Origin of the sequence: Aerosakkonema sp. BLCC-F183 (assembly GCF_041929145.1) — a bacterium.
GTDB lineage: Bacteria > Cyanobacteriota > Cyanobacteriia > Cyanobacteriales > Aerosakkonemataceae > Aerosakkonema.
This window is the reverse complement of sequence record NZ_JBHFNU010000040.1, coordinates 209,370-230,908: the sequence shown is the minus strand read 5'-3', so window position 1 is coordinate 230,908 and position 21,539 is coordinate 209,370. Positions and strand designations below refer to the sequence as shown.

The window sequence follows — 21,539 nt, the reverse complement described above, 5'->3', positions numbered from 1 at the left end:
TTTTTTTAGGGATTAGGGATTAGGGAAGGAGCGGGGGAGCGGGGGGCAGGGGGGCAGGGGAGCGGAAGAATTAATCTTTTTCCTCTTCTCTCTTCCCCTAACCCCTAACCCCTATCCAATTACTTCTTGAATTGCTTTGTTGTAGATAATCCGACCTGGTGTGGTGCGGATAAATTTAGAAATCAATTTGCCATCGGCAGTCGATCGCACCCGCTGGGATTTATAAATTTGGATGATGCTACCATCTGCTTCTGTGGTAACTTTGAGCGGTTCGCTCTCCGGTTCGTCGGTTTCCATCGGTCCGTCGTAACGCACCCAGATGTATTGATGCAGGTCGATTTTGCCTTGTTCGTAAGCGACTGTCACATCTTCTAAGTTGGCGAAATAACGTTCTTGTTTATTTGCCAACGCTGGGTTTTCCGCAGTCAGGTAATAGCAACCCAATACCATATCTTGGCTGGGTGTCACGATCGGACGACCTGTCGCCGGCGATAATATATTGTTCGATGCCAACATCAACAATCTCGCCTCCGCTTGCGATTCCAAGGAAAGAGGAACGTGAACCGCCATTTGGTCGCCATCGAAGTCCGCATTGAACGCCGGACACACCAGCGGATGCAGTTGAATGGCGCGACCTTCTACCAGAATCGGTTCAAAGGCTTGGATACCCAATCTGTGCAGCGTCGGGGCGCGGTTCAGCAGGACTGGATGACCTTCAATCACTTCTTCCAACACATCCCAAACACTGGGGTCATTGCGCTGTATTAACTTTTTGGCCGCTTTGATATTATTTACCAACCCCTGCCGAATCAATCTATGGATCACAAAAGGTTGGAAAAGTTCGATCGCCATCTCTCTCGGCAATCCGCATTGATGGATTTTCAACTTTGGCCCCACCACAATCACCGATCGCCCCGAATAATCCACCCGCTTACCCAAGAGGTTCTGCCGGAATCTTCCCTGCTTACCCTCAATAATATCGCTGAGAGATTTTAAGGGACGGTTATTTGCCCCCACCACCGTCCGTCCCCGCCGACCATTATCGATTAAGGCATCCACTGCTTCCTGCAACATCCGCTTCTCATTACGGACAATGATTTCCGGTGCGAGGATTTCTTGCAATCTCGCCAATCGATTATTCCGATTAATCACCCGGCGATAGAGGTCGTTCAAATCGCTAGTCGCAAATCTTCCCCCATCCAACTGCACCATCGGACGCAAGTCGGGCGGGATGACCGGAATCACAGTCAGCACCATCCACTCCGGCTTCGACCCAGTAGCAATAAAATTGTCGATCACCCGCAGCCGTTTGATTAATTTGGCACGTTTCTGTCCCTTCGCATTCGCAATTTCTTCCCGCAGCTGCTCCGCCTCCGTCTCCAAGTTGATATTCTGCAACAGAGTTTGCAAAGCTTCCGCACCAATGCCCACTTCTATCCCCACCAGATGCGAATCTTCGCTATATAGCTGGTCTTCGATTTCCATCCACTGGTCTTCCGTCAACAATTGCTTATAGGTGAGATTATCCGCATTGCCGGGATTGAGCACCACATAGGCATTGAAATAAACAATTTGCTCCACATCCCGCAACGGCATATCTAACAGGATAGAAATGTAGCTGGGAATGCCCTTGAGATACCAAACATGGGCGACAGGAGCCGCCAATTTAATGTAGCCCATCCGATGGCGGCGCACCCTCGATTCCGTTACCTCCACACCGCAGCGTTCGCAAACAATACCTCTGTGACGGACGCGCTTGTATTTACCGCAATGACATTCCCAATCCTTCGCCGGACCGAAAATGCGCTCGCAGAACAAACCATCCATCTCCGGTTTGAGCGTGCGATAATTTATCGTTTCCGGCTTAGTAACTTCTCCTACGATTTGACCGTTAGGAAGCGTGCGTTCTCCCCACTGCCGAATCCGGTCTGGAGAAGCAAGACCGATTTTGACGTAATCAAAGCGCTGTTCGAGTTTTGCCATCAGTCAATTTTGGATTTTAGATTTTAGATTTTAGCTTTTAGATTTTAGATTTTAGATTTTGGATGAGAGGAGATTCGATCGACTATTGAGCGATCGTGCAAAATTTCCTCATTGCTTAACCCCAATTCCATTATCTAAAATCTCAAATTCTCAGTCTTCTTCGTCAACTAAATCTTCGCGAGTCAAAGATTCATAAGTCGGCTTCGTAGGTGTGCGACGAGTGCCCACATCGGCCATCAAGTCCACCTCTACATCCCGGCTACTACCATCTGCGGCAGTTTCCACCTTATGAACCGCAATATCCAATCCCAAAGATTGCAATTCCCTCATCAAGACCTTGAAAGATTCGGGTGTACCGGGACGGGGAATCGCTTTACCTTTAACGATCGCATTCAATGCCTCATTGCGTCCCTGCATATCGTCCGACTTCACAGTTAACAATTCCTGCAAGGTATAAGCCGCACCGAAAGCTTCCAATGCCCACACTTCCATCTCTCCAAATCGCTGACCGCCTTGTTGAGCTTTGCCGCCCAGCGGTTGTTGCGTCACCAGCGAGTAAGGACCGGTGGAACGAGCGTGGATTTTGTCATCGACTAAGTGGACGAGTTTGAGCATATACGCCTTACCCACCGTAATCGGGCGATCGAACGCCTCCCCAGTACGTCCGTCATAAACCACTATTTTGCCCGGATTATCTGGATTGAACAGCCAATCGTAACCAGTTTCATCCGCCGCTTGAGCGAGTTTGCCATGAACTGTCGTGCGGGAAGCTTCTTGGCCGTAGCGTTCGTCAAAAGGCGTAATCTTGAACCGGAATCCCATATTTTCTCCCGCCCAGGAAAGCAAACACTCGAACACTTGACCCACATTCATCCGGCTCGGCACCCCCAGAGGATTGAGGACAATATCTACCGGTGTCCCGTCAGGCAGGTAGGGCATATCTTCCGGTGGGAGGATGCGGGAAATAATCCCCTTGTTACCATGGCGTCCCGCCATCTTATCGCCAACTTGGATTTTACGTTTTTGCGCCACATAGACCCGCACCACCATATTGGCACCGGGGGGCAGTTCGTCACCTTGTTCGCGAGTGAACACGCGCACATCCACGACTCTCCCCTTTTCTCCGTTGGGGACGCGCAGAGAGTTATCCCGCACATCACGGGCTTTTTCCCCAAAGATAGCTCGCAGCAGTTTTTCTTCTGGAGGTTGGTCGCTTTCGCCTTTGGGCGTAACCTTCCCCACCAAAATATCGCCCGATTCTACCCACGCACCAATACGGATGATGCCCGTTTCGTCAAGTTGGCGCAGCGCATCTTCCCCCACATTAGGAATTTCGCGCGTGATTTCTTCCGGGCCCAGTTTGGTTTGGCGAGCTTCGATTTCGTATTTTTCAATGTGGATGCTGGTATATATGTCATCAATGACGAGGCGCTCGCTGATCAGGATGGCGTCTTCGTAGTTATAGCCTTCCCAAGGCATATAAGCGACCAGGATATTGTGACCCAGCGCGATTTCGCCCCCTTCTGTAGCAGAGCCATCCGCAATCACTTGACCCGCCTTGACCCGATCGCCTACCTTGCTCAAAGGGCGTTGATTGAGGCAGGTGTCTTGATTCGATCGCTGATATTTCTGGAGTTGGTATTCGTGGCAGTTGCCATATTTTTCCCGGAAAGCAGAGCTATTTTTCGATCGCAACTCGTCATAATCGCGGATGAGAAATTCTGAGGTAGGGGTGAGGGAATAGGGAGTGGGGGATAGGGAGGAAGAGCGAGAATTATCACCCCCCTGCTCTCCCGCCCGCACGATCATCCTCGTCGCATCTACGTAAATCACTTCTCCATCAATGCGAGAAACAATCACCATACCGCTATCTCTAGCAGCTTGAGCCTCCAAACCAGTCCCCACCAACGGACGTTCCGGCTTCAGCAAAGGCACCGCCTGCCGCTGCATATTGGAACCCATCAGAGCCCGGTTAGCATCATCGTGTTCCAGAAATGGAATCAGCGACGTCGCCACCGAAATGATTTGCACCGGCGAAACAGCCACGAAATCCACTTGGTCGGGCGTCGTAGTAGTGAATTCCTGACGATAGCGCACCGGCACAGTTTCCCCCAAGATTTTGCCATCCTCATCAACCGGAATATCCCCAGGCGCAACGCGCTTATCATCCTCCTCATCCGCAGTCATATAGGCAGGGATGCGATCGTTCAGGATGCGTCCATTTTCCACCGGCCAGAAGGGTGTTTCCAGAAAGCCGTATTGATTCACCCGCGCATGAGTCGCGAGAGAACTGATTAAGCCCGCATTCGGCCCTTCTGGAGTTTCGATCGGGCAAATACGTCCGTAGTGCGAAGGATGGATATCCCGCACCGCAAAACCCGCCCTCTCCCTCGTCAAACCACCCGGCCCCAGAGCAGAAAGGCGACGTTTGTGTGTGAGTTCCGCCAGAGGATTCGTTTGATCCATAAACTGGCTGAGTTGGGAAGAACCGAAAAATTCCTTAATCGCCGCCACCAGAGGTTTGGGATTGACTAAACTAGCAGGAGTGAGAGATTCCGCATCGGAAACAGTCATCCGTTCCCGAATAATCCTTTCCAACCGGTTCAACCCCACCCGCACTTGGTTCTGGAGCAATTCCCCCACACTCCGCACCCTCCTATTACCCAAGTGGTCAATATCATCCGTTTGGCCGATGTCGAATTCCAAATTAATCAAGTAATCAATACTGGCCAGGATATCTTGAGCAGTCAGTACCCGCACGGTATCCGCCACATTGAGGCGCAGTTTTTTATTCAACTTATATCTTCCCACGCGACCCAAGTCGTAGCGTTTCGGGTCGAAGAAGCGACTATCCAACAGCTGCTGTCCGCCAGAAACAGTCGGGGGTTCTCCCGGACGCAGCTTGCGATAGAGTTCCATCAACGCCTCTTCTTCACTGGGATTACCCTCCTTCTCCAAAGTTTTCTGGAAATATTCCGGATGGCGCAGCGCGTCAAAAATTTCGTTATCCCCCAATCCCAAAGATTTCAACAGCACCTGCGCGGAGAGTTTGCGAGTTTTATCGATCCTCACCCACACCAAGTCATTTTTATCCGTCTCGAACTTCAACCACGCGCCACGATTGGGGATGAGCGAAGCAGAATAAGTACGCCGACCGTTTTTATCCGTTTCTGACTTGTAATAAACACCGGGCGATCGGACAATTTGGTTAACGATCACTCGCTCCGCACCGTTGATGATGAAAGTACCACGATCGGTCATCAACGGCAAATCGCCGATAAAGACTTCCTGCTCCTTAATTTCGCCAGTTTCCTTATTAATCAACCGCGTCGGCACATACATCTGCACCGCGTAGGTGCTATCCCGTCGCTTAGCTTCGTCCACATCGTATTTAGGACGCTTGAGCTTGTAGTCTTTCCCCAAAAAGTGCAATTCCAACTTGCCAGTATAGTCGGTGATAGGAGAGAAGCTATTGAGTTCTTCAATCAGTCCTTCTTCTAGGAACCAGCGGAAACTAGCCCGCTGAATTTCCACTAAATCCGGTAAGGTAACGGTGGGTTCGGTGTAGGTCTGGTTAGTCATGCGTATTATTTTTGCTTAACTGTAGGAGGGCAAGAAGTTCCAAATGCTATCTTGGAAAAAACCGACGATCGATCGCCAGGACAGGTCGATAAATATTTAAGGGTGGGATGTCATTTATCCCTGCTTTGGGGAGCGGCTTTAAGTATTACCGCCTTCAAAGCCGACAGACATGATATTTGGTACAATCCGCTCCTCTTTTCAGAACGCTTTGCTATGGGCAGGAATATTCTCATTCATCAATCCGCGATGCAATATGGTAGAGGTATTTCATGTAGACGCTCTCTACTGTCTTCTGTTTAGGACTTTTTCGGATCTTCGTAAAATCTTTTGTTTACGCTCCAATATTTTAAGCGTTCTCCATCTTAACACCTACTCTCGCCTTTGGGGGAGATAAATCTTTTGTGGCGCGTCACTGTAGGCCAAACTGTAGGCCAAAATGGCATTTGCTCTTCAGCTTCATTCCTATTTTCATACCAGATATTCCTCTACCAATTATGACATAGCATTTGGAGACGTTATACCTAACGTCTTTACCTTAGAGCAGACTCAGCGGCTTAAAATATTGTCGCTCCCCATAAGCCAGAATATATTGACGCAAAAATTAACCGGAACCCGTAATTTTTGCCACGACAAAATAGGCAAAATATGAGGAGTCCGGAATTTAACCACCGAGCATAAGCCCTTTTAAAGGCCAAACAGCTTACAGGCATTTTCGGTTGTAGTTTGGGCGATCGCTTCTGTTGATACGCTCCGCAGACGAGCCATATGCTCGGCGACGTATCGCACGTAAGCCGGTTCGTTGCGTTTGCCCCGCTTGGGTATTGGTGCCAGAAAAGGGCAATCCGTCTCAATCAACAAGCGCGATTCTGGTACTATCCTAGCCGATTCGTGAATTTGGGTGGCGTTTTTAAAGGTGATGATACCACTAAAGCTGATATAGAAACCCAAATTTAAAAACCATTGGGTTTCTTCTGGCCCTCCTCCCCAGCAGTGCATCACTCCTCTTACTGGCCCTCGACGCTGCCAAAATTCTGCCAATAGGTCTCGCATTCGTACCGCTGCATCCCGACAGTGAATTATGACAGGCTTATCTAGCTTTTTAGCCAGATCGAGATGAGCCAGAAAGACGGTTTCCTGTGTGGATTGGTTTTCTGCCTTATAGAAGTCTAATCCGGTTTCGCCGATAGCAACTACTTTCGGATCGGACTGTGCTAAAGAGAAAATTTTCTCTTCGTACTCAGGTATCCATTTATGGGCGTCCAGAGGATGCAAACCCACAGCAAAGTAAACCTCTGGAAACTTGTGCGCGATGCTTTGAATAGTTGTAAATTCGTCTGGCTCCACGCAGGAATGTACCAGACGAATGACACCTGCTTCTAACCATCGCTGGCGCACAGACTCCAGTTCGCGCTCGCACGAATCAAAATTACCTTCTTGGGGCGGCAGCATTTTTGAGTCGCCCCACGAGCCAATCAAATTAATGTGGACGTGGGTGTCAATTAATTGCATGGGCACTGTGGGGTGGGCGTCCCGCCCGTCGTACAGCTGAAGCATCTAGCGTGAAGCATCTGGCACGGCAATAATTAAAGTCGGGCCAGATGGGGGATAAAAGCGGCGGTCATTAGGCATCGCAATATTATGCTATTGACTGATGACTCACCACAAAAAACAAACAGCTAAGAAGCAGCAGATACCTTAGTGCTGTAGCGCTTGAGGGTGCGTGCCAAACGAGATTTTTTGCGAGCCCCATTATTGCGGTGCAGGACGCCTCGCTTAACTGCTTTGTCGATTTTGCTGTATGCAGCTGACATACGCTGCTGTACCTCCTGTAGCAATTCAGGGGTGGGGTTGGCTGCGTAGGTTTCGACAGATGCCAAGAAGTTCTTGGTCAGCGTCTTGACCGCCGAAGCGTAAGCTTTATTACGCAAACGATTGCGTTCTGCTATTTCAACGCGCTTAATTGCGGACTTGGTGTTAGCCACTGCTCAATACCGAAGGGACACTATAATAATGAACATTCAAAATCCTGGAAAAACTAATATAACATCTATACTGCCGAGGGAGCGATCCCGATAAAAATCCACGTTAAGCTAGAGAAACGAGTAGGGGTTAAGTTGGCATCTACATATTTTCGCCTGAATGCCTTTTAACCCTTTCTCAAAGCGGGTAATTCCTAACTAAGGGCGTTCCTAACTTCATGCTGCGAATCATTACTCAGCGGACTGAGGCAGAGGCGGAACTGCGGCGTATCCGCGATCGCACTTCCACTGACCAGATTGTTCACAAAGAAGCAACGGTTCGGGAAGTCCTACAGGCGGTACAGCGCCAAGGTGACCGGGCAGTCTTGCATTATACCCAAGAATTCGATCGACAATTCCTGACTCCAGAACAACTGCGGGTGAGCGGCTCGGAATTAGATGCCGCTTATCAACAGGTGTCCAAAGAGTTGTTGGATGCAATTCAGTTAGCGCGAGCCCAGATAGAAGCGTTTCACCGACAGAGAGTGCCTAAATCCTGGGTTCAATTTAAAGAAGATGAGGTAGTGCTGGGAAAGCGCTACAACCCAGTAGATCGGGCTGGAATCTACGTTCCTGGAGGTCGTGCTGCCTATCCCAGTACCGTGTTGATGAATGCTATCCCAGCTAAAGTGGCTGGAGTGCCCCGAATTGTGATGGTGACGCCGCCCGCGCCGCCTACTGGGCACATCGGCCTAGACGAAAGCGAAAAAAAGTCCACTCTTTCGCCGACATCTGCAAGCATCTCCCCTGCGCCAATTAACCCAGCTGTGCTGGTAGCTGCCCAAGAAGCAGGGATCTCCGAAATCTACCGTGTGGGGGGCGCTCAAGCGATCGCTGCTTTGGCCTACGGAACCGAAACTATACCGAAGGTAGACGTAATTACTGGCCCAGGTAACATTTACGTTACCCTGGCTAAAAAATTAGTCTACGGCACAGTGGGGATTGACTCGTTAGCAGGGCCATCGGAAGTACTGGTGATTGCAGACACAACTGCCAATCCAGTCTACGTAGCGGCAGACTTGCTGGCACAAGCGGAACACGACCCAATGGCAGCTGCCATTCTGCTGACGACTGATGCCGTGCTGGCGCAGAAAGTACAGGCAGAAGTCGAATGGCAATTGCGAGACCATCCGCGACGCCTGCTGACGGAGAAAGCCCTCGCTCACTATGGCTCGATCGTTGTCGTGGATTCAATCGCCGAGGCAGCAGAGCTTTCCAACGAGTTCGCACCCGAACACTTGGAACTGGAAGTAGATGACCCTTGGGCGATGTTGGATCTGATTCGCCATGCAGGTGCCATATTTATGGGTACCTCGACCCCCGAAGCAGTGGGCGATTACTTGGCTGGGCCCAACCATACCCTACCGACTTCCGGTGCAGCTCGCTACGCTTCAGCGCTGGGAGTGGAAACCTTTATGAAGCACTCCTCAATCATCAGTTACTCGCCAACCGCGCTTCAAAAGGTTGCTAACCAGATCGATGTGCTGGCTAATGCTGAAGGACTCCCTTCTCACGCCGACTCAGTGCGACTCCGTATGCCCAGACGAGAAGGTGGAAACCAGGGATTGTAAGCACCCAAGCTGGAAAGGAAGAGGGCGAAAAGAGAGGGAAATGCGAAGCATCTGGAAAAAGTCTTTTTCGATGGTTCGCGAATAAATTCAGAGGCTAGAACCCAAATTAATGAGCTTTTTCAGCGTAATGTTGCAAATCCCTCTTGCCTCGCGCTCTCCCACTCGCCGTCTCCCTTTTTGGTCAGAATATCGCTAAACTAAAGCCAGTAGTGACGCTCGGTGCCGATCGCTGAGTTTTAAATTCTTGTGAGGAGGTCTCATCTGTGATCGAAACAATTCTGGTGGCACTTGATGGATCGGAGCTATCGGAGCAAGTGATTGAGACTATAAACAGCATCCAATTGCAATCAGGGACAAAAATCGTCCTTTCTCATGTCATGCCTCCGCCAGATGCTGATGTTCAATGGGCAGCCGATCGGCCTCACAGTAATTCCGAGGAACTGCCCTACAGACACATTGAAAAGCAGCTGCAATCCTACCAGCGTTATCTGCCTTGCCAGAGTGAATTGGAAATAGTCACTGGAGACCCAGCAGAAGAAATCATTCGTCTTGCAAATATCTATCGAGCCGACCTAATTGTCATCGGGAATCGAGGCTTAACTGGCTTAAAGCGGATTTTGCAGGGGTCTGTCAGCAGTCAAGTCGTAGCGGATGCCCCTTGTTCGGTGTTGGTAGTTAAGCCAAAATAGCAACAAAGCGACTTGATAACGGCTGGCTGAGCAGTGCTGTGCCAGAACGAACAAACCCCACCGAGTTGTTAAATTTTGCTTAAGAAACTCCGATCGACCTAGAAATAAAATCCCAACTAGAACTAAATCTAAAATTTGGGAGTCTATACTACTGCCTTTAAAAACGCTGTAAAGAGCGAAGATTATGCTGATTTGCCGTCAACAGGCGACTGTGCTAACAGGTGCGATATCAATCGTTTTGGGCCAGTTGATTGCTGGGAGCAATACCCCGACCGATCGAACGTGGAACCACTTATCAATGGGACTAAGTTTAAACGCTGCCGTATTAGCCCAACTTCCTTCACAAGGTGGCACAGGCATTAATTACAAGCCCCCCAATCGAAGCGCTCCTTCGCAAACTGCGGCAGGTGGAGCTCGTAATTACGAGCAGCCAGCTATTTTGGAGTCAGGTGATGATTCGGTGATTCAGTTGCGGGGAAGTGATATACGTGGTCCTGCCCCTGCTCCCCCAGTCCGAGTGCAGTCTCTTCCCAGAGCGTGTTCCCAAAGGGTACCTGTACTCCTAGTTCCCCAGAATCACGCCGGAGAAACTATTTCGGGCCGTCCTACGTTTTTTTGGTATATGCGTGACACCACATCGGTGGAGTTTACCTTAACGAAAGTAGGGACAAATGAGCCAATATTTAAGGATGATCTGCAAATACCTAAAGCAGGCATAATTCAAACAGAAATTCCTAAAAACCTACCGGAATTAGCTGTAGGGCAAGACTACCTTTGGTCGGTGTCAGTTGCCTGCGATGGATTAGCTGGTAAGAAAGTTATTCTTCAAGCTGCTATCAGGCGCATCGCTCCTCCAGAGGAACTGAACAGGCAGTTAAAATCTGCCCGCTCGGAACGCGATCGCGCTAGAATCTACGCTCAGCAAGGATTCTGGTACGATGCCTTAAAAGAGCTTTCCAGCGCATCTGAAACTAAGCCGCAAGATCGGTTGATTTCTAACGATTTTTACTCGCTTTTAGAGCAAGTCGGGTTGAATGAAGTGGTAGCAAAACAGCGGCAAAATCGACAAAGGTAGTCATTTTGCGCTCGGAAAATCTCCCTCCAGAAATTTTCTGGTTTGCACCTAAAACAATAGGATTATGGTTATTTTCTGTCAAGAAGTGAGTGTCTAAACCTGAAGATGCCTCGATTGTGGAGGATTTTTACTCGTTTCTCAAACAAGTTGGTTTAGATGGAGTGGTGGAGCAAGTCTGACAACAATCGTAAAGATAGTGCCGATCGCCTGCTAATTGTCAAGAATTAGCTAGGTGCTTTGTTTGGCTTGTAAAAATTGTTTAAGCTGGAGCAAACTCAGAGTTTGGCCCAAACTTAGGGGCAGCAGAGACACCCCTTCTAGACGAGACTGCACCCAACCATCTCCCCAGCACCATTCGTGAAAACCGTCAATACCCTGACTTAATAAAAAACGCAGACAGTTGGATTCTGCCACATCAACTCGGTGTTGAATAGCTACCGGGCCGATTTGGCTGGTGAATGTCAGGCCACGGGAGAACTGTTCCGGTAATCCAGAGGATAAGTTGAGAGGCCACAGCCATTGTTGCAGCTGGCTCGGTTGCAGTAGACTATCCCGGATGGCTGTTTCTTCAGCTTCTATCTCGATTCGCAGATTGCTTTTTTGAAATGTACCCAGCATCTTTAAAATTGCCTGTAGCGAGTTTGGCTTTGAGGGGCGCTACTTATAGTTACCCCGCATTTGAGGCCGCAATATTTAAAGTATGGCAAAACTTGACAGTTTCTGACCAAATGCCTGTGGATGGCCAGCTGCTCGATCGCCAACTTAAAATAGGATATGTGAAGAAATGTAAGGATTTTTCATGGCCGATCAGTTAATCCGCGCTACCGCAGCCGATGGTGGAATTCGTGCAGTTGGTGCGATTTCAACGCGCCTCACAGAAGAAGCCAAACGGCGGCACAAGCTTTCCTACGTGGCAACGGCGGCATTAGGCCGCACGATGACAGCAGGGCTGTTGCTAGTCTCCAATATGAAGCGAGCCGAATCAAGAGTAAATATCCGGGTCAAAGGTAACGGCCCTCTGGGTGGTATTCTTGTGGATGCAGGTTTGGATGGAACCGTGCGCGGCTATGTGGATAATCCCTCAATTGAGCTGCCACCAAATGCCAAGGGCAAACTCGATGTTGGTGGAGCTGTGGGTCATGATGGTTATCTCTATGTTGTCCGAGATGTAGGATACGGCTATCCCTATTCCAGTACTGTCGAGTTGGTTTCAGGTGAAATTGGCGATGATATAGCCAATTACCTAGTAACTTCAGAACAAACTCCCTCGGCTCTAGTTGTCGGTGTATTTCTAGAAGCTGGCGAAGTCAAAGCGGCTGGGGGTATTTTAGTCCAAGTTTTACCCAAAGCAGCAAGAGATGAAGCGCTGGTGGAAACTTTGGAGTCTCGTGTTGGCGCTCTATCCGGGTTTACACCTTTGTTGCAGGCAGGCAAGACACTGCCGGACATTTTTGAGCAGCTACTGGGAGATATGGGACTGGTGCTGCTACCAGAAATACAGTTGCTGCGCTTTCACTGCGGTTGTTCTAGAAGCCGCGTTATGGGTGCTTTAAAAATGCTGGGGGAAGCAGAACTCCAGGACATGATCGAGAAAGATAATGGTGCTGAGGCGACTTGTCACTTCTGTGGTGAGGTCTACCAAGCCAGTAGCGATGAACTCGCGCAACTGATTGTAGATTTACGGGCTCAATCTTGAAAAAAGGTATGGGCAATTTGAGATTTGAGATTGAAATTGAATTTGAGTCTCCATTTGAAATCGCTCTCTAACTAATTACGAATATCAGCCCTCTAAGTTAAGGTGGAGTATTACAGGCATAGGCCAACTAAGGATATAATCCACAAGATCTAGCTTTTTTGGGATTAGAGGGGTAGGATCGCTCTTAAATTGATGTTCGAGCCGAACCAGCCAAGCCTTGGCCAATGCACGATCGATTTGGTGTGAGCTATGAGAGAACGGGGAAGTTCAGACCGACAGTCTGGCACCAGAGGTTCAGAACAGAAGGATAACGCATCTGCGCCGCTACGCGAACGCAACCGATTCCGCATTCCGCCGCTGATTCCTGGAAGGGCTGTTGTGCCGCCGACTGTCGCTGCTCCAGTATCCGCAGAAACTACTATGATGCCGAAAACACAATCTTCTGGATCGGAACGCGCTGATGGGGAGCTGTTAGAAAAAGTGGAGCCAGGAAAATCAGCACCTGTTGAGGCCGAAGTTTCGCAAAAGTTGCGACACTGGTCGAGCCATTGGCAGTTTTGGGCAGGTTTGGCAACGGTGACGGCGGGTGGAGTAGGATTTACGGCAGTGGCCTTATTGCTGAAGCTGCCAACTGTGCCGAACTGTCCGTCGATGTACTGGCCAACTGCCTCGGCATCGATGCGCCTGTATTGCGCTCAGTTAGCGGCTAAGAAGCAGACGGTGAAAGATTTGCTGGAAGCGATCGCGCTTGTCCAAAGTCTGCCGCCGGATCACCCGATGCGCGAGGAAGTCAACGCAGAAATCGAAGACTGGTCAAAAGACATTTTGGATCTGGCGGAAAAATCGTTTGATGCAGGTAAGCTGGATGAGGCGATCGCCATCGCTAGAAAAATTCCGGCTGATGTACCTGCCTACAAATTGGTGGAAGATCGGATTAAAAGTTGGAAATCTCTTTGGTCTAGGGCAGAGAAAGTTTATAAGGACGCGGAAGATGAACTGCGTAAGCAAAACTGGTCTCAAGCTTTTCGGGAAGCTGTACGTTTGCTCTACATAGGTAATACTTATTGGGAAACGACTAAGTATGAGGAACTGAACCAGCTGATCGCGTCAGCGCGGGATGATGGTGAGACGTTGGGTAAGGCGCAAAATCAAGCAAGACGCGGCGGATTGAAGAATCTGCTTAAGGCGATCGAGCTAGTGCAGTCAATCGACGCCAAGAGTTACCTATATAAGGAAGCTCAAGCGGCTATTGTGGAATTTGGCGGCAAAATGATGGAGCTGGCAGAGGCGCAATTGGAGTCGCGGAATGTGGATGAAGCGATTGCGATCGCCCGTCAGATTCCCGGTCGTGCCAATATGCAGGCCCAGGTACAAGATTTTATCGATCTGGCTAGAGCCCAATCTGTGGCACAACAAGGCACGGCTGCTAGTTTGTCAGAGGCGATCGCGCTTGTGAAAAAGCTTACTCCTGACCGACCTCTGTATAGTAAGGGCCAGGATTTGATTATTCGCTGGCAGCGAGAACTCGAAGACATCGCTCATCTGGAAAAAGCACGCCAACTGGCTCAACTGGGTACTGCTAGCGACCTAAAATCCGCAATTAAAGAGGCGCAACTCATCCCCGCCAGTCATCCTCGCGGTGACGAAGCAAAAACGGAAATCTCTCGCTGGACATCTCAAATTCAGACGATGGAAGATCGTCCTTATCTAAGTCGCGCCGAACAAATGGCGAGTTTGGGCGATGAAACTTCTCTGCAAGCGGCAATTGATGAGGCAAGTCAAATTGCTGTCGGTCGGGCTCTTTATCGGGAAGCTCAAGATAAGGTTAAGCAATGGACGGGTCAGATTCAGCGCATTCAAGACCAGCCTTATCTGGATCAAGCTCGGCAGTTGGCACGTGGGGGCAATCTTGTTGATGCTATTGCTATTGCCCAACAAATTAAATCGGGAAGGGCGTTATCCGGCGAGGCGCAAGCGGCTACAAAGGATTGGCAAGCACAAATCCAAGCTCAACAAAATTTGCAACAAGCACGCAGCGTCGCAACTCAAGCAACTCCAGATGCTTTGGCGTCGGCGATTCGATTGGCAAAGCAAGTACCCAACTCTAGCCCGTTGCGATCGGAAGCTGAAGAAGCTATAAATCAGTGGAGCTATCAAATGCTGAGTCAGGCGCAAGACCGGGCAACTTACGATTTGCAAGGTGCGATCGCAATTGCTAAAACTATACCTTCCGGTACGAGTGCCTATGGAGAAGCGAGGGCGCAGATCGATGTCTGGCAAAATATTCTCAATCCTCCAGCTTTACCCAGTCCAGAACCTATTGCACCCAGTCCGGAACCTGTTGCTCCACCACCAGTAGAGCAGACACAGCAAAGTACTCCACCTCCAGAGTTTGCTCCTTCGGAACAGTCAACTCCTGCACCTACTACTGTTCCTTAGAAACTTGATATTTTTCTCGGACTACCTGCTGATAAAATTCCTCCAGCGCTGCTACACAAGTCTTGTCATTGTAAAGATAAGGGTGGCGCTGGTTCATTTTTTTGACTATACTTTCTCGCCACGATCGATCCAAACCCAATCTCACAGCAATTTCGATATATTCAGTTTCATCTTTAGCAATTGTTTCTGTCACTCCTAGCATTTTCAAAATTGCATAGGAATGGCGACCGCGCATAAACTCACCCGGACAGGTGACAATAGGTAAATTACAGGTAATCGCTTCTAAGGTTGTTCTACCTCCAGACCAACTGAGAGTATCTAAAAATATATCGGAAATCAAATTAAGGTTCCAATAGTCAATTTGATATTGCTGGGGCAATATTTTACAATAATCCTCGCTGTTCAATCCAACGCGCTCGAAAGCACGTTGCAGTCGCTGACGAAACAGCTTGGTAACATGACTGCTTTTGTTAGATATAAAAGCAAATTGAGCTTGGGGAATACGTTTGCTAATTTCAGCAAATATATAGTCATACTGTGGTAGATATTTATAAAGTGACTGACAGCATAAATAAACGAGCGCATTCTCTCGCAGTTGATAATCTTTCCGCGTTTTTGTTACTTTGGGAATTGCTGTTTTGGGGTAGGATATCCCAATATTAGGTAAGCGGATTAATTTTTCTGAGTAATGGTTTTCAGCATCATATGGTTCCATTAAATCGCTCGATAAGAAGTAATCTATTGTCGGTAACCCAGTAGTCACAGGATGCGCCCATGTACTGCATTGAATCGGGGCTAATCTTAAGCTCCCAAATACGTTCATGTACGGGTGCATACCTATGTCTAGAAAAACCAGTACATGAAGGCGATCGCTAATAATTTTTTCGGCTGTTTTTCTGATATAATCTATGTCTAAGCTTTGGTCGTGTGCTAGGCGATCAAAATTATTGCTATACTGTTCTAAAAACTTAACTATTCCTATGTCGGAAGGATTACCTAGCTGATAGCAAGACACATTAAATTTGTGGCGATCGCAATGACGCAGCCAACCGAGAAATAAATGAGGCACTGTATGATAACTATAGAAATAGTTAGAAATATACCCGATATGAATCTTGCCATCTTCGCTCAGTTTAGGCATTGGTATATCCTTGATAAATTCAGGATAATTTGCTGCCATAATTTGATGAAAATATTGTCCATAACGAGTTTGTAGTTCTAAGTCATTCTTACCTTGATAGGCTAAATAAAAGTTTGTGTGCGCTCCCACAGACATTAAAGCATTTTTTATAGTTTCGAGAGTTGTTAAAGAGGTTTGTTCAATTAGTTCTTCTAATCCTTGTGTAAAGCGATCGCGGTAATAATCTATTTCTTCTTCGCTTTCATAAACAACAGGAAGTATTAATGAATTTTGCCGTAGTAAATCTAAATGATTTTTCAGTAATTTCGGTTGTAAATTTGCGATTTTTACAGCTTCTTTTGCTCGGCCATCTAAATGTAAAAATTCAAATAGCTGGGCTTGCAATCTATCTACATTTGGATAATTTTCTATTGCTTCGCGATAGGCTTTAATTGCCTCTTCATCCTGTTCTAAGCGATAAAGACTGGTAATTAAGTTAAAGTATGCTTCAAGGATAAGCTCTGCATTTATAGGATTTTCTTGAGAAATAGCTAAAAAATCTTCGTAATATTTAACTGCTTGGGCATAATTATTTTGGTAATAGAACGCATGGCCGAGGTAAAGTAACCCGATTGGTTCTGGCCGAGCTTGACTCTGCAATGCCGTTCCCAAATCGGACAAAATATTAAAATCATCATTTTGGATACTTAGGGCTTTTTTATAAGCAGCTATCCCTGACTCTACTTGACGGCGTGCTATTAAAACTTTGCCTAAATAATAGTAAATATCTGCACGATTTACTTGGCGAGCGATCGCCTGCATCAAAACTGATTCAGCTTTGGAAAGGTTGCCTTGTTCAAATAATATCCGTCCTAAGTTTACATAAGAGTCAATCCAATTATTATCGAGGACGATCGACTGTTGATAAGCGCGGATCGAACGGGAGATTTCACCTGTTTTTTCTAGCAGTAAACCAAGTCTATAATAGTAAATTTGTTTGGGTGAGCCAAGGTTTAAGGCGCGATCGATCGCCTCTAATCCTTCTTGATATCTATCCATTTGATAATATAAGACAGATAAATCGCTCCAAATATCTGGATTATTTGGATGCGACTGCAAAGCCTCTTTATATTTTTGTTCCGCTTGGACAAAACATTTCTGGTTGTGCCAAGCTAGAGCCTCTTGATGCAGAGTAGTTAAATTGGACATTTTTGCCTTTAGGGGCTATGGAGAGAGTGGGGGAGTGGAAATTTTGACTTTTGACTTTTGACTTTTGACTTTCTAGCCCCTAGCTTCGATTTGCCGCACTACAGTTAAAGCAGAATAAGATACTCCAGCAGTTCCTTCACCTGGATGAGTGGAATCGCCGACCAACCAAAGATTCTGGATAGGCGTGCGATTGGCAAATCCAAACGGGCCAAAAGTTGGTATTCTCTGACCTACACCGCCAACGATACCTCGATCGCGTGCCGTAAAGCGAGCAAAAGTGCGCGGTGTCGCAGCTTCCACATGAATGATAGTTTCCGGTGTCAGGTGGAAATATTGGGAAAGACGAGCGATCGCTTCCTCAGTATATTTTCGTTTCAAATCTTCATAATTATTATGAGAGTTCCACCACTGTCTCACATCGGTAAAAGAAGAAGCGGTAATCGTTGCTTTTCCTTGTGGTGCGCGACCGTCTCCCGGATGACTGACCGAAACAAACAAAGAATTGTTTTCACCGATAGGCCCTTCATAATCGTAAAGAAATTGCAGATGCGGCGGACATCCAGCAGGAATTGCAGATTCCTCTACACCCAGATAAATAACAAAAGCACCCGACGATGGCGGTAACTTCTCGACCCTGTGTTTGTAACCGCGCATTCGATTTGGGATTTGGGATTTGGGATTTTGGATGGCAAGATTTTCTGTTTGTTTCTCATCTAACAGATCGACAAGATTTTGTACTGTTACATTTGCCACAATGCGATCGGCTGTTTCAGTCCAGACCTCGTTGGTTTTCAGATCGCGAATGCGAACGCCGATTGCCTTTCCATTTTCCACAAATATACGATCGACACTGTGACGCACGAGCAGTTTACCACCATCTCGCTTTAGCGCTTCCACGAGACGATCGCTCAACACCTGCATACTACCTTGAAGATGATACAATCCCTGCGGTTCTTGAGAAACACCCAATGCAGTAGCAGCGTAAAGCAAAGCGGTTTCTTCTGCATCTACCTGAGAGTAGAGTTTCAGTTGCAAATCCAGAAATGTTTTCAGACGCAAATTGTCATCCAACCCATATCCGCGCAAAGCATCCCCCACTGTTAAAAATGTGTAAGGAAGGGTAAGCAAAGTATCGGGACGGACGGCTTTTGTCAATTGCCACAAATCCCATAAATTACGGGGTGGCAGTACCGGGTCGCGAGATTGAAAAGCCCAACTGTAACGGAACAAATTTGCCATTAACTGCCAAAAAGGTTCGCTACCGGGAAATTGTCGCTGCCGTTCTGCCTGCCACTTTTGCGGATTGCGCCAGACATTAATGGGTTCTGTTTCACCCGGTAAATAAACCGCACAAGCTGGATCGCAGGGTGTCGCCGCTGGCGGATCGATTTCTAATTCCGAGAATATGCGATGGTGAATCCCACCCGGTTCGAGTCCCGCAACTTGAGTAGCGCCGACATCGAAGGTAAATCCTTTTCTTTTAAAGCTGGAGGCGCATCCTCCGGGTACGATCGCTTGCTCCAAAACTAACACCCGATAGCCGCGATGAGCGAGTAAAGCTGCTGCTGTAAGACCGCCAATACCAGCGCCAATGACGATCGCTTGGGAAGATTTTGCCATGAACGTAAAACTTAACAATTTGTAACAAATCCGATCGTATGGCACTTGTATCGACGACGGCAATATCTGAAAAAAGAAATAGTCAACTCTGCATAAGGTTAATGCTTTACGTGTAATTACCAGATCTGATTAAGAACCGTAACGTTTAACATAAAAGAAGTAACAGTAACAGCGACGACAACTGTAACAACTCATGACATCAACCCTGCTCAAATCTATACCGCTAAACGCCCCCACGATTTGCCGACTGCCTAACGGGTTAACAATTGTGGCGGAACAGATGCCGGTGGAAGCCGTGAATCTAAGCTTGTGGGTGAGCGTCGGCTCAGCGATTGAATCGGATCGAATTAACGGTATGGCTCATTTCTTAGAGCATATGGTGTTTAAAGGAACCGAAAGGCTGGCAAGCGGTGAGTTTGAGCGTCTGGTTGAGGAGCGGGGTGCTGTCACGAATGCCGCCACCAGTCAAGATTACACTCACTTTTACACTACAGCCGCTCCTAAAGATTTTGCTGCTTTAGCACCATTGCAGATAGATGTGGTGGTTAACCCCAGCATTCCGGACGAGGCCTTTGAAAGGGAGCGGTTGGTAGTTTTAGAAGAAATTCGTCGATCGGAAGATAACCCCCGCCGCCGTATTTATCAGCGGTCTATGGAAACGGCGTTTGAGCGACTGCCTTACTATCGCCCAGTTTTGGGCCCAACATCGGTAATTGAGCAGCTTACTCCTCAGCAAATGCGCGATTTTCATGCTAGTTGGTATCAACCCAAGTCGATAACTGCTGTAGCGGTGGGTAATCTCCCAGCTAAGGAATTAATTGATATTGTGACGGATGGATTTGTTAGGAGTAGGGGCAGGTCATACCTAAATTCTATTCGCTCTGAGCAGATCGATCGCTCTATAGAAGATTTGGCATTTGAACCAGAACTGCCTTATCAAGAAATTGTGCGCCGAGAATATACAGATGAAAGCTTGCAGCAAGCACGCCTAATGATGCTTTGGCGAGTACCTGGGTTGACTCAATTACACCAAACCTATGGGCTGGATGTACTGGCGGCAATTTTAGGACAAGGGCGGACATCGCGACTGGTGAGGGATTTGCGGGAGAATCGACGCTTAGTTACCCATATTTCTGCCAGTAATGTCAGCCATCATTTACAGGGTATTTTCCAAATTTCCGCCCAGTTGCCAACGGAAAATCTCGCGGAAGTAGAAGCTGCGATCGTTCAACACATCCGCAGCCTTCAAACAGAACCTGTTACAGCCGCAGAAATTGGCCGCGTCCGCACCCAAGTGGCAAATCGATTTGTGTTTGCGAACGAGACGCCAAGCGATCGCGCAGGAATGTACGGTTACTATCAATCAATGGTAGGAGATTTAGCTCCCGCTTTGAACTACCCCGCTCGCATTCAAGCTTTGGATGAAGTGGATCTTCAACTGGCGGCTGAGCGGTTCTTGTCTCCTGATGCTTATGGTGTTGTGACGATATCGCCAGCTCAGAAGTAGAGTTTTTTTTTAACGCAGAGGAACGCAAAGGTTTACGCAGAGGAACGCAGAGGAGGTAGTTAATCGAGCAAAGGGTTGAAAGGTAATTGAAAGAAATGCGTCTGTTTGGGTATTTCTGTACTCGCATCTGCGTTCCTTTGCGTTAAAATCTCTCCCATGTGGACGAAAATTGATGCTCATATTACCGAGCTAACTGGCGAAGAATTTCACACTCAGCAGAGGCGATCGGTTGGGGGAGGCTGTATAAATCAAGGTTACGCGATCTCAGATGGCGATAGTACCTATTTTATCAAGCTCAACCAAGCCTCCCAAGTCGATATGTTCCAGGCAGAGGCGCTGGGGCTCCAACAAATGTGGGAAACCCAAACTATCCGCATTCCTAAGCCAATTTGCTATGGAATTGCGGATGATAAAGCTTACATAGTTATGGAATGGCTCGATTTGGGTCGTAGTGCTAAGGCGAGTGCTTGGGAGGAGATGGGGCGTCAGCTGGCGGGAATGCACAAAACTACTAGGAAAGCTTTTGGCTGGGATCGGAATAATACGATCGGTTCAACTCCGCAGATTAATACTTGGACTTCTGATTGGGCACAGTTTTTTGCCGAACACCGGATTGGCTATCAACTAAAATTGGCGTCTCGACGGGGTGGGCAGTTCAGTCAGGGAGAAAGTTTGCTTAAAGCAATACCGGAACTGTTAGGAAGTTATCAGCCTCAACCATCCTTGGTACATGGGGATTTATGGTCGGGTAATGCTGCTGTTACCGTAGCGGGGGAGCCGGTGATTCTCGATCCTGCACCTTATTATGGCGATCGCGAAGTGGATATCGCCATGACGGAATTGTTTGGCGGTTTTCCAGCAGCGTTTTATCGCGGTTATAACGAAGCTTGGCCTTTAGATGCGGGCTACGAACAGCGCAAAACGCTCTACAACTTATACCACATCCTCAATCACTTTAATTTGTTTGGCGGCAGTTACGGATCGCAGGCAAATCGAACGATCGAGGAAATTCTCACGGGTTAGGGGTTAG

At 47.9% G+C, this 21,539-nt stretch carries 14 protein-coding genes; 7 read left to right on the top strand and 7 right to left on the bottom strand.

Going from position 1 to position 21,539, the window contains the following annotated elements; all coding sequences use genetic code 11:
* Positions 1-111: 111 nt before the first annotated feature.
* The 4 genes from ACE1CD_RS10455 to rpsT form a co-directional block, all read right to left on the bottom strand.
* Entirely contained in the window at positions 112-1,983 is a 1,872-nt protein-coding gene (locus ACE1CD_RS10455) for a DNA-directed RNA polymerase subunit gamma (RefSeq protein ID WP_374796512.1), read from the bottom strand.
* A gap of 150 nt (positions 1,984-2,133) precedes the next feature.
* On the bottom strand, positions 2,134-5,565 hold the full coding sequence (locus ACE1CD_RS10450) for a DNA-directed RNA polymerase subunit beta (protein WP_374796514.1): 3,432 nt from the start codon (positions 5,563-5,565) through the stop codon (positions 2,134-2,136).
* Between the two features lie 684 nt (positions 5,566-6,249).
* Positions 6,250-7,074: a TatD family hydrolase gene (locus ACE1CD_RS10445; protein WP_374823738.1), complete on the bottom strand. Its 825-nt coding sequence runs from the start codon at positions 7,072-7,074 to the stop codon at positions 6,250-6,252.
* Positions 7,075-7,241: 167 nt separating this feature from the next.
* Positions 7,242-7,547 carry a 30S ribosomal protein S20 gene (rpsT, locus tag ACE1CD_RS10440; protein ID WP_374796516.1) on the bottom strand — a complete coding sequence of 102 codons (306 nt, stop codon included), beginning with the start codon at positions 7,545-7,547 and terminating at the stop codon, positions 7,242-7,244.
* Between the two features lie 215 nt (positions 7,548-7,762).
* Between rpsT and hisD the strand changes: the two genes are divergently transcribed.
* The 3 genes from hisD to ACE1CD_RS10425 all read left to right on the top strand — a co-directional run bounded on the left by hisD (position 7,763) and on the right by ACE1CD_RS10425 (position 10,918).
* Positions 7,763-9,154, top strand: coding sequence for a histidinol dehydrogenase (hisD, locus tag ACE1CD_RS10435; RefSeq protein ID WP_374796518.1), 1,392 nt, complete (start codon positions 7,763-7,765; stop codon positions 9,152-9,154).
* Between the two features lie 263 nt (positions 9,155-9,417).
* Complete coding sequence (locus ACE1CD_RS10430; RefSeq protein ID WP_374796520.1) at positions 9,418-9,843, top strand: universal stress protein; 426 nt, start codon at positions 9,418-9,420, stop codon at positions 9,841-9,843.
* A gap of 184 nt (positions 9,844-10,027) precedes the next feature.
* A complete protein-coding gene (locus tag ACE1CD_RS10425; RefSeq protein WP_374823736.1) occupies positions 10,028-10,918 on the top strand; it encodes a DUF928 domain-containing protein in 891 nt (296 codons plus the stop codon).
* A gap of 228 nt (positions 10,919-11,146) precedes the next feature.
* Here the strand turns inward: ACE1CD_RS10425 and ACE1CD_RS10420 are convergent, their stop codons facing one another.
* Positions 11,147-11,536: a hypothetical protein gene (locus ACE1CD_RS10420; RefSeq protein WP_374796524.1), complete on the bottom strand. Its 390-nt coding sequence runs from the start codon at positions 11,534-11,536 to the stop codon at positions 11,147-11,149.
* 181 nt (positions 11,537-11,717) lie between these two features.
* On the opposite strand from ACE1CD_RS10420, the gene hslO reads away from it, so the two are divergent.
* Entirely contained in the window at positions 11,718-12,614 is an 897-nt protein-coding gene (gene hslO / locus ACE1CD_RS10415) for an Hsp33 family molecular chaperone HslO (protein ID WP_374796526.1), read from the top strand.
* A 249-nt stretch (positions 12,615-12,863) separates the two neighbouring features.
* Positions 12,864-15,053: a hypothetical protein gene (locus ACE1CD_RS10410; protein WP_374823733.1), complete on the top strand. Its 2,190-nt coding sequence runs from the start codon at positions 12,864-12,866 to the stop codon at positions 15,051-15,053.
* Here the strand turns inward: ACE1CD_RS10410 and ACE1CD_RS10405 are convergent.
* Positions 15,040-17,382, bottom strand: a complete 2,343-nt coding sequence (locus tag ACE1CD_RS10405; protein ID WP_374823730.1) for a tetratricopeptide repeat protein — start codon at positions 17,380-17,382, stop codon at positions 15,040-15,042. The two genes, ACE1CD_RS10410 and ACE1CD_RS10405, sit on opposite strands and share 14 nt — an antisense overlap.
* Before the next feature lie 72 nt (positions 17,383-17,454).
* A complete protein-coding gene (gene crtD, locus ACE1CD_RS10400) occupies positions 17,455-19,002 on the bottom strand; it encodes a C-3',4' desaturase CrtD (RefSeq protein ID WP_374823727.1) in 1,548 nt (515 codons plus the stop codon).
* A gap of 193 nt (positions 19,003-19,195) precedes the next feature.
* Between crtD and ACE1CD_RS10395 the strand changes: the two genes are divergently transcribed.
* Both ACE1CD_RS10395 and ACE1CD_RS10390 read left to right on the top strand, forming a co-directional pair.
* On the top strand, positions 19,196-20,509 hold the full coding sequence (locus ACE1CD_RS10395) for a M16 family metallopeptidase (RefSeq protein ID WP_374796534.1): 1,314 nt from the start codon (positions 19,196-19,198) through the stop codon (positions 20,507-20,509).
* A 156-nt stretch (positions 20,510-20,665) separates the two neighbouring features.
* Positions 20,666-21,532: a fructosamine kinase family protein gene (locus ACE1CD_RS10390; protein WP_374796536.1), complete on the top strand. Its 867-nt coding sequence runs from the start codon at positions 20,666-20,668 to the stop codon at positions 21,530-21,532.
* Positions 21,533-21,539: the final 7 nt, after the last annotated feature.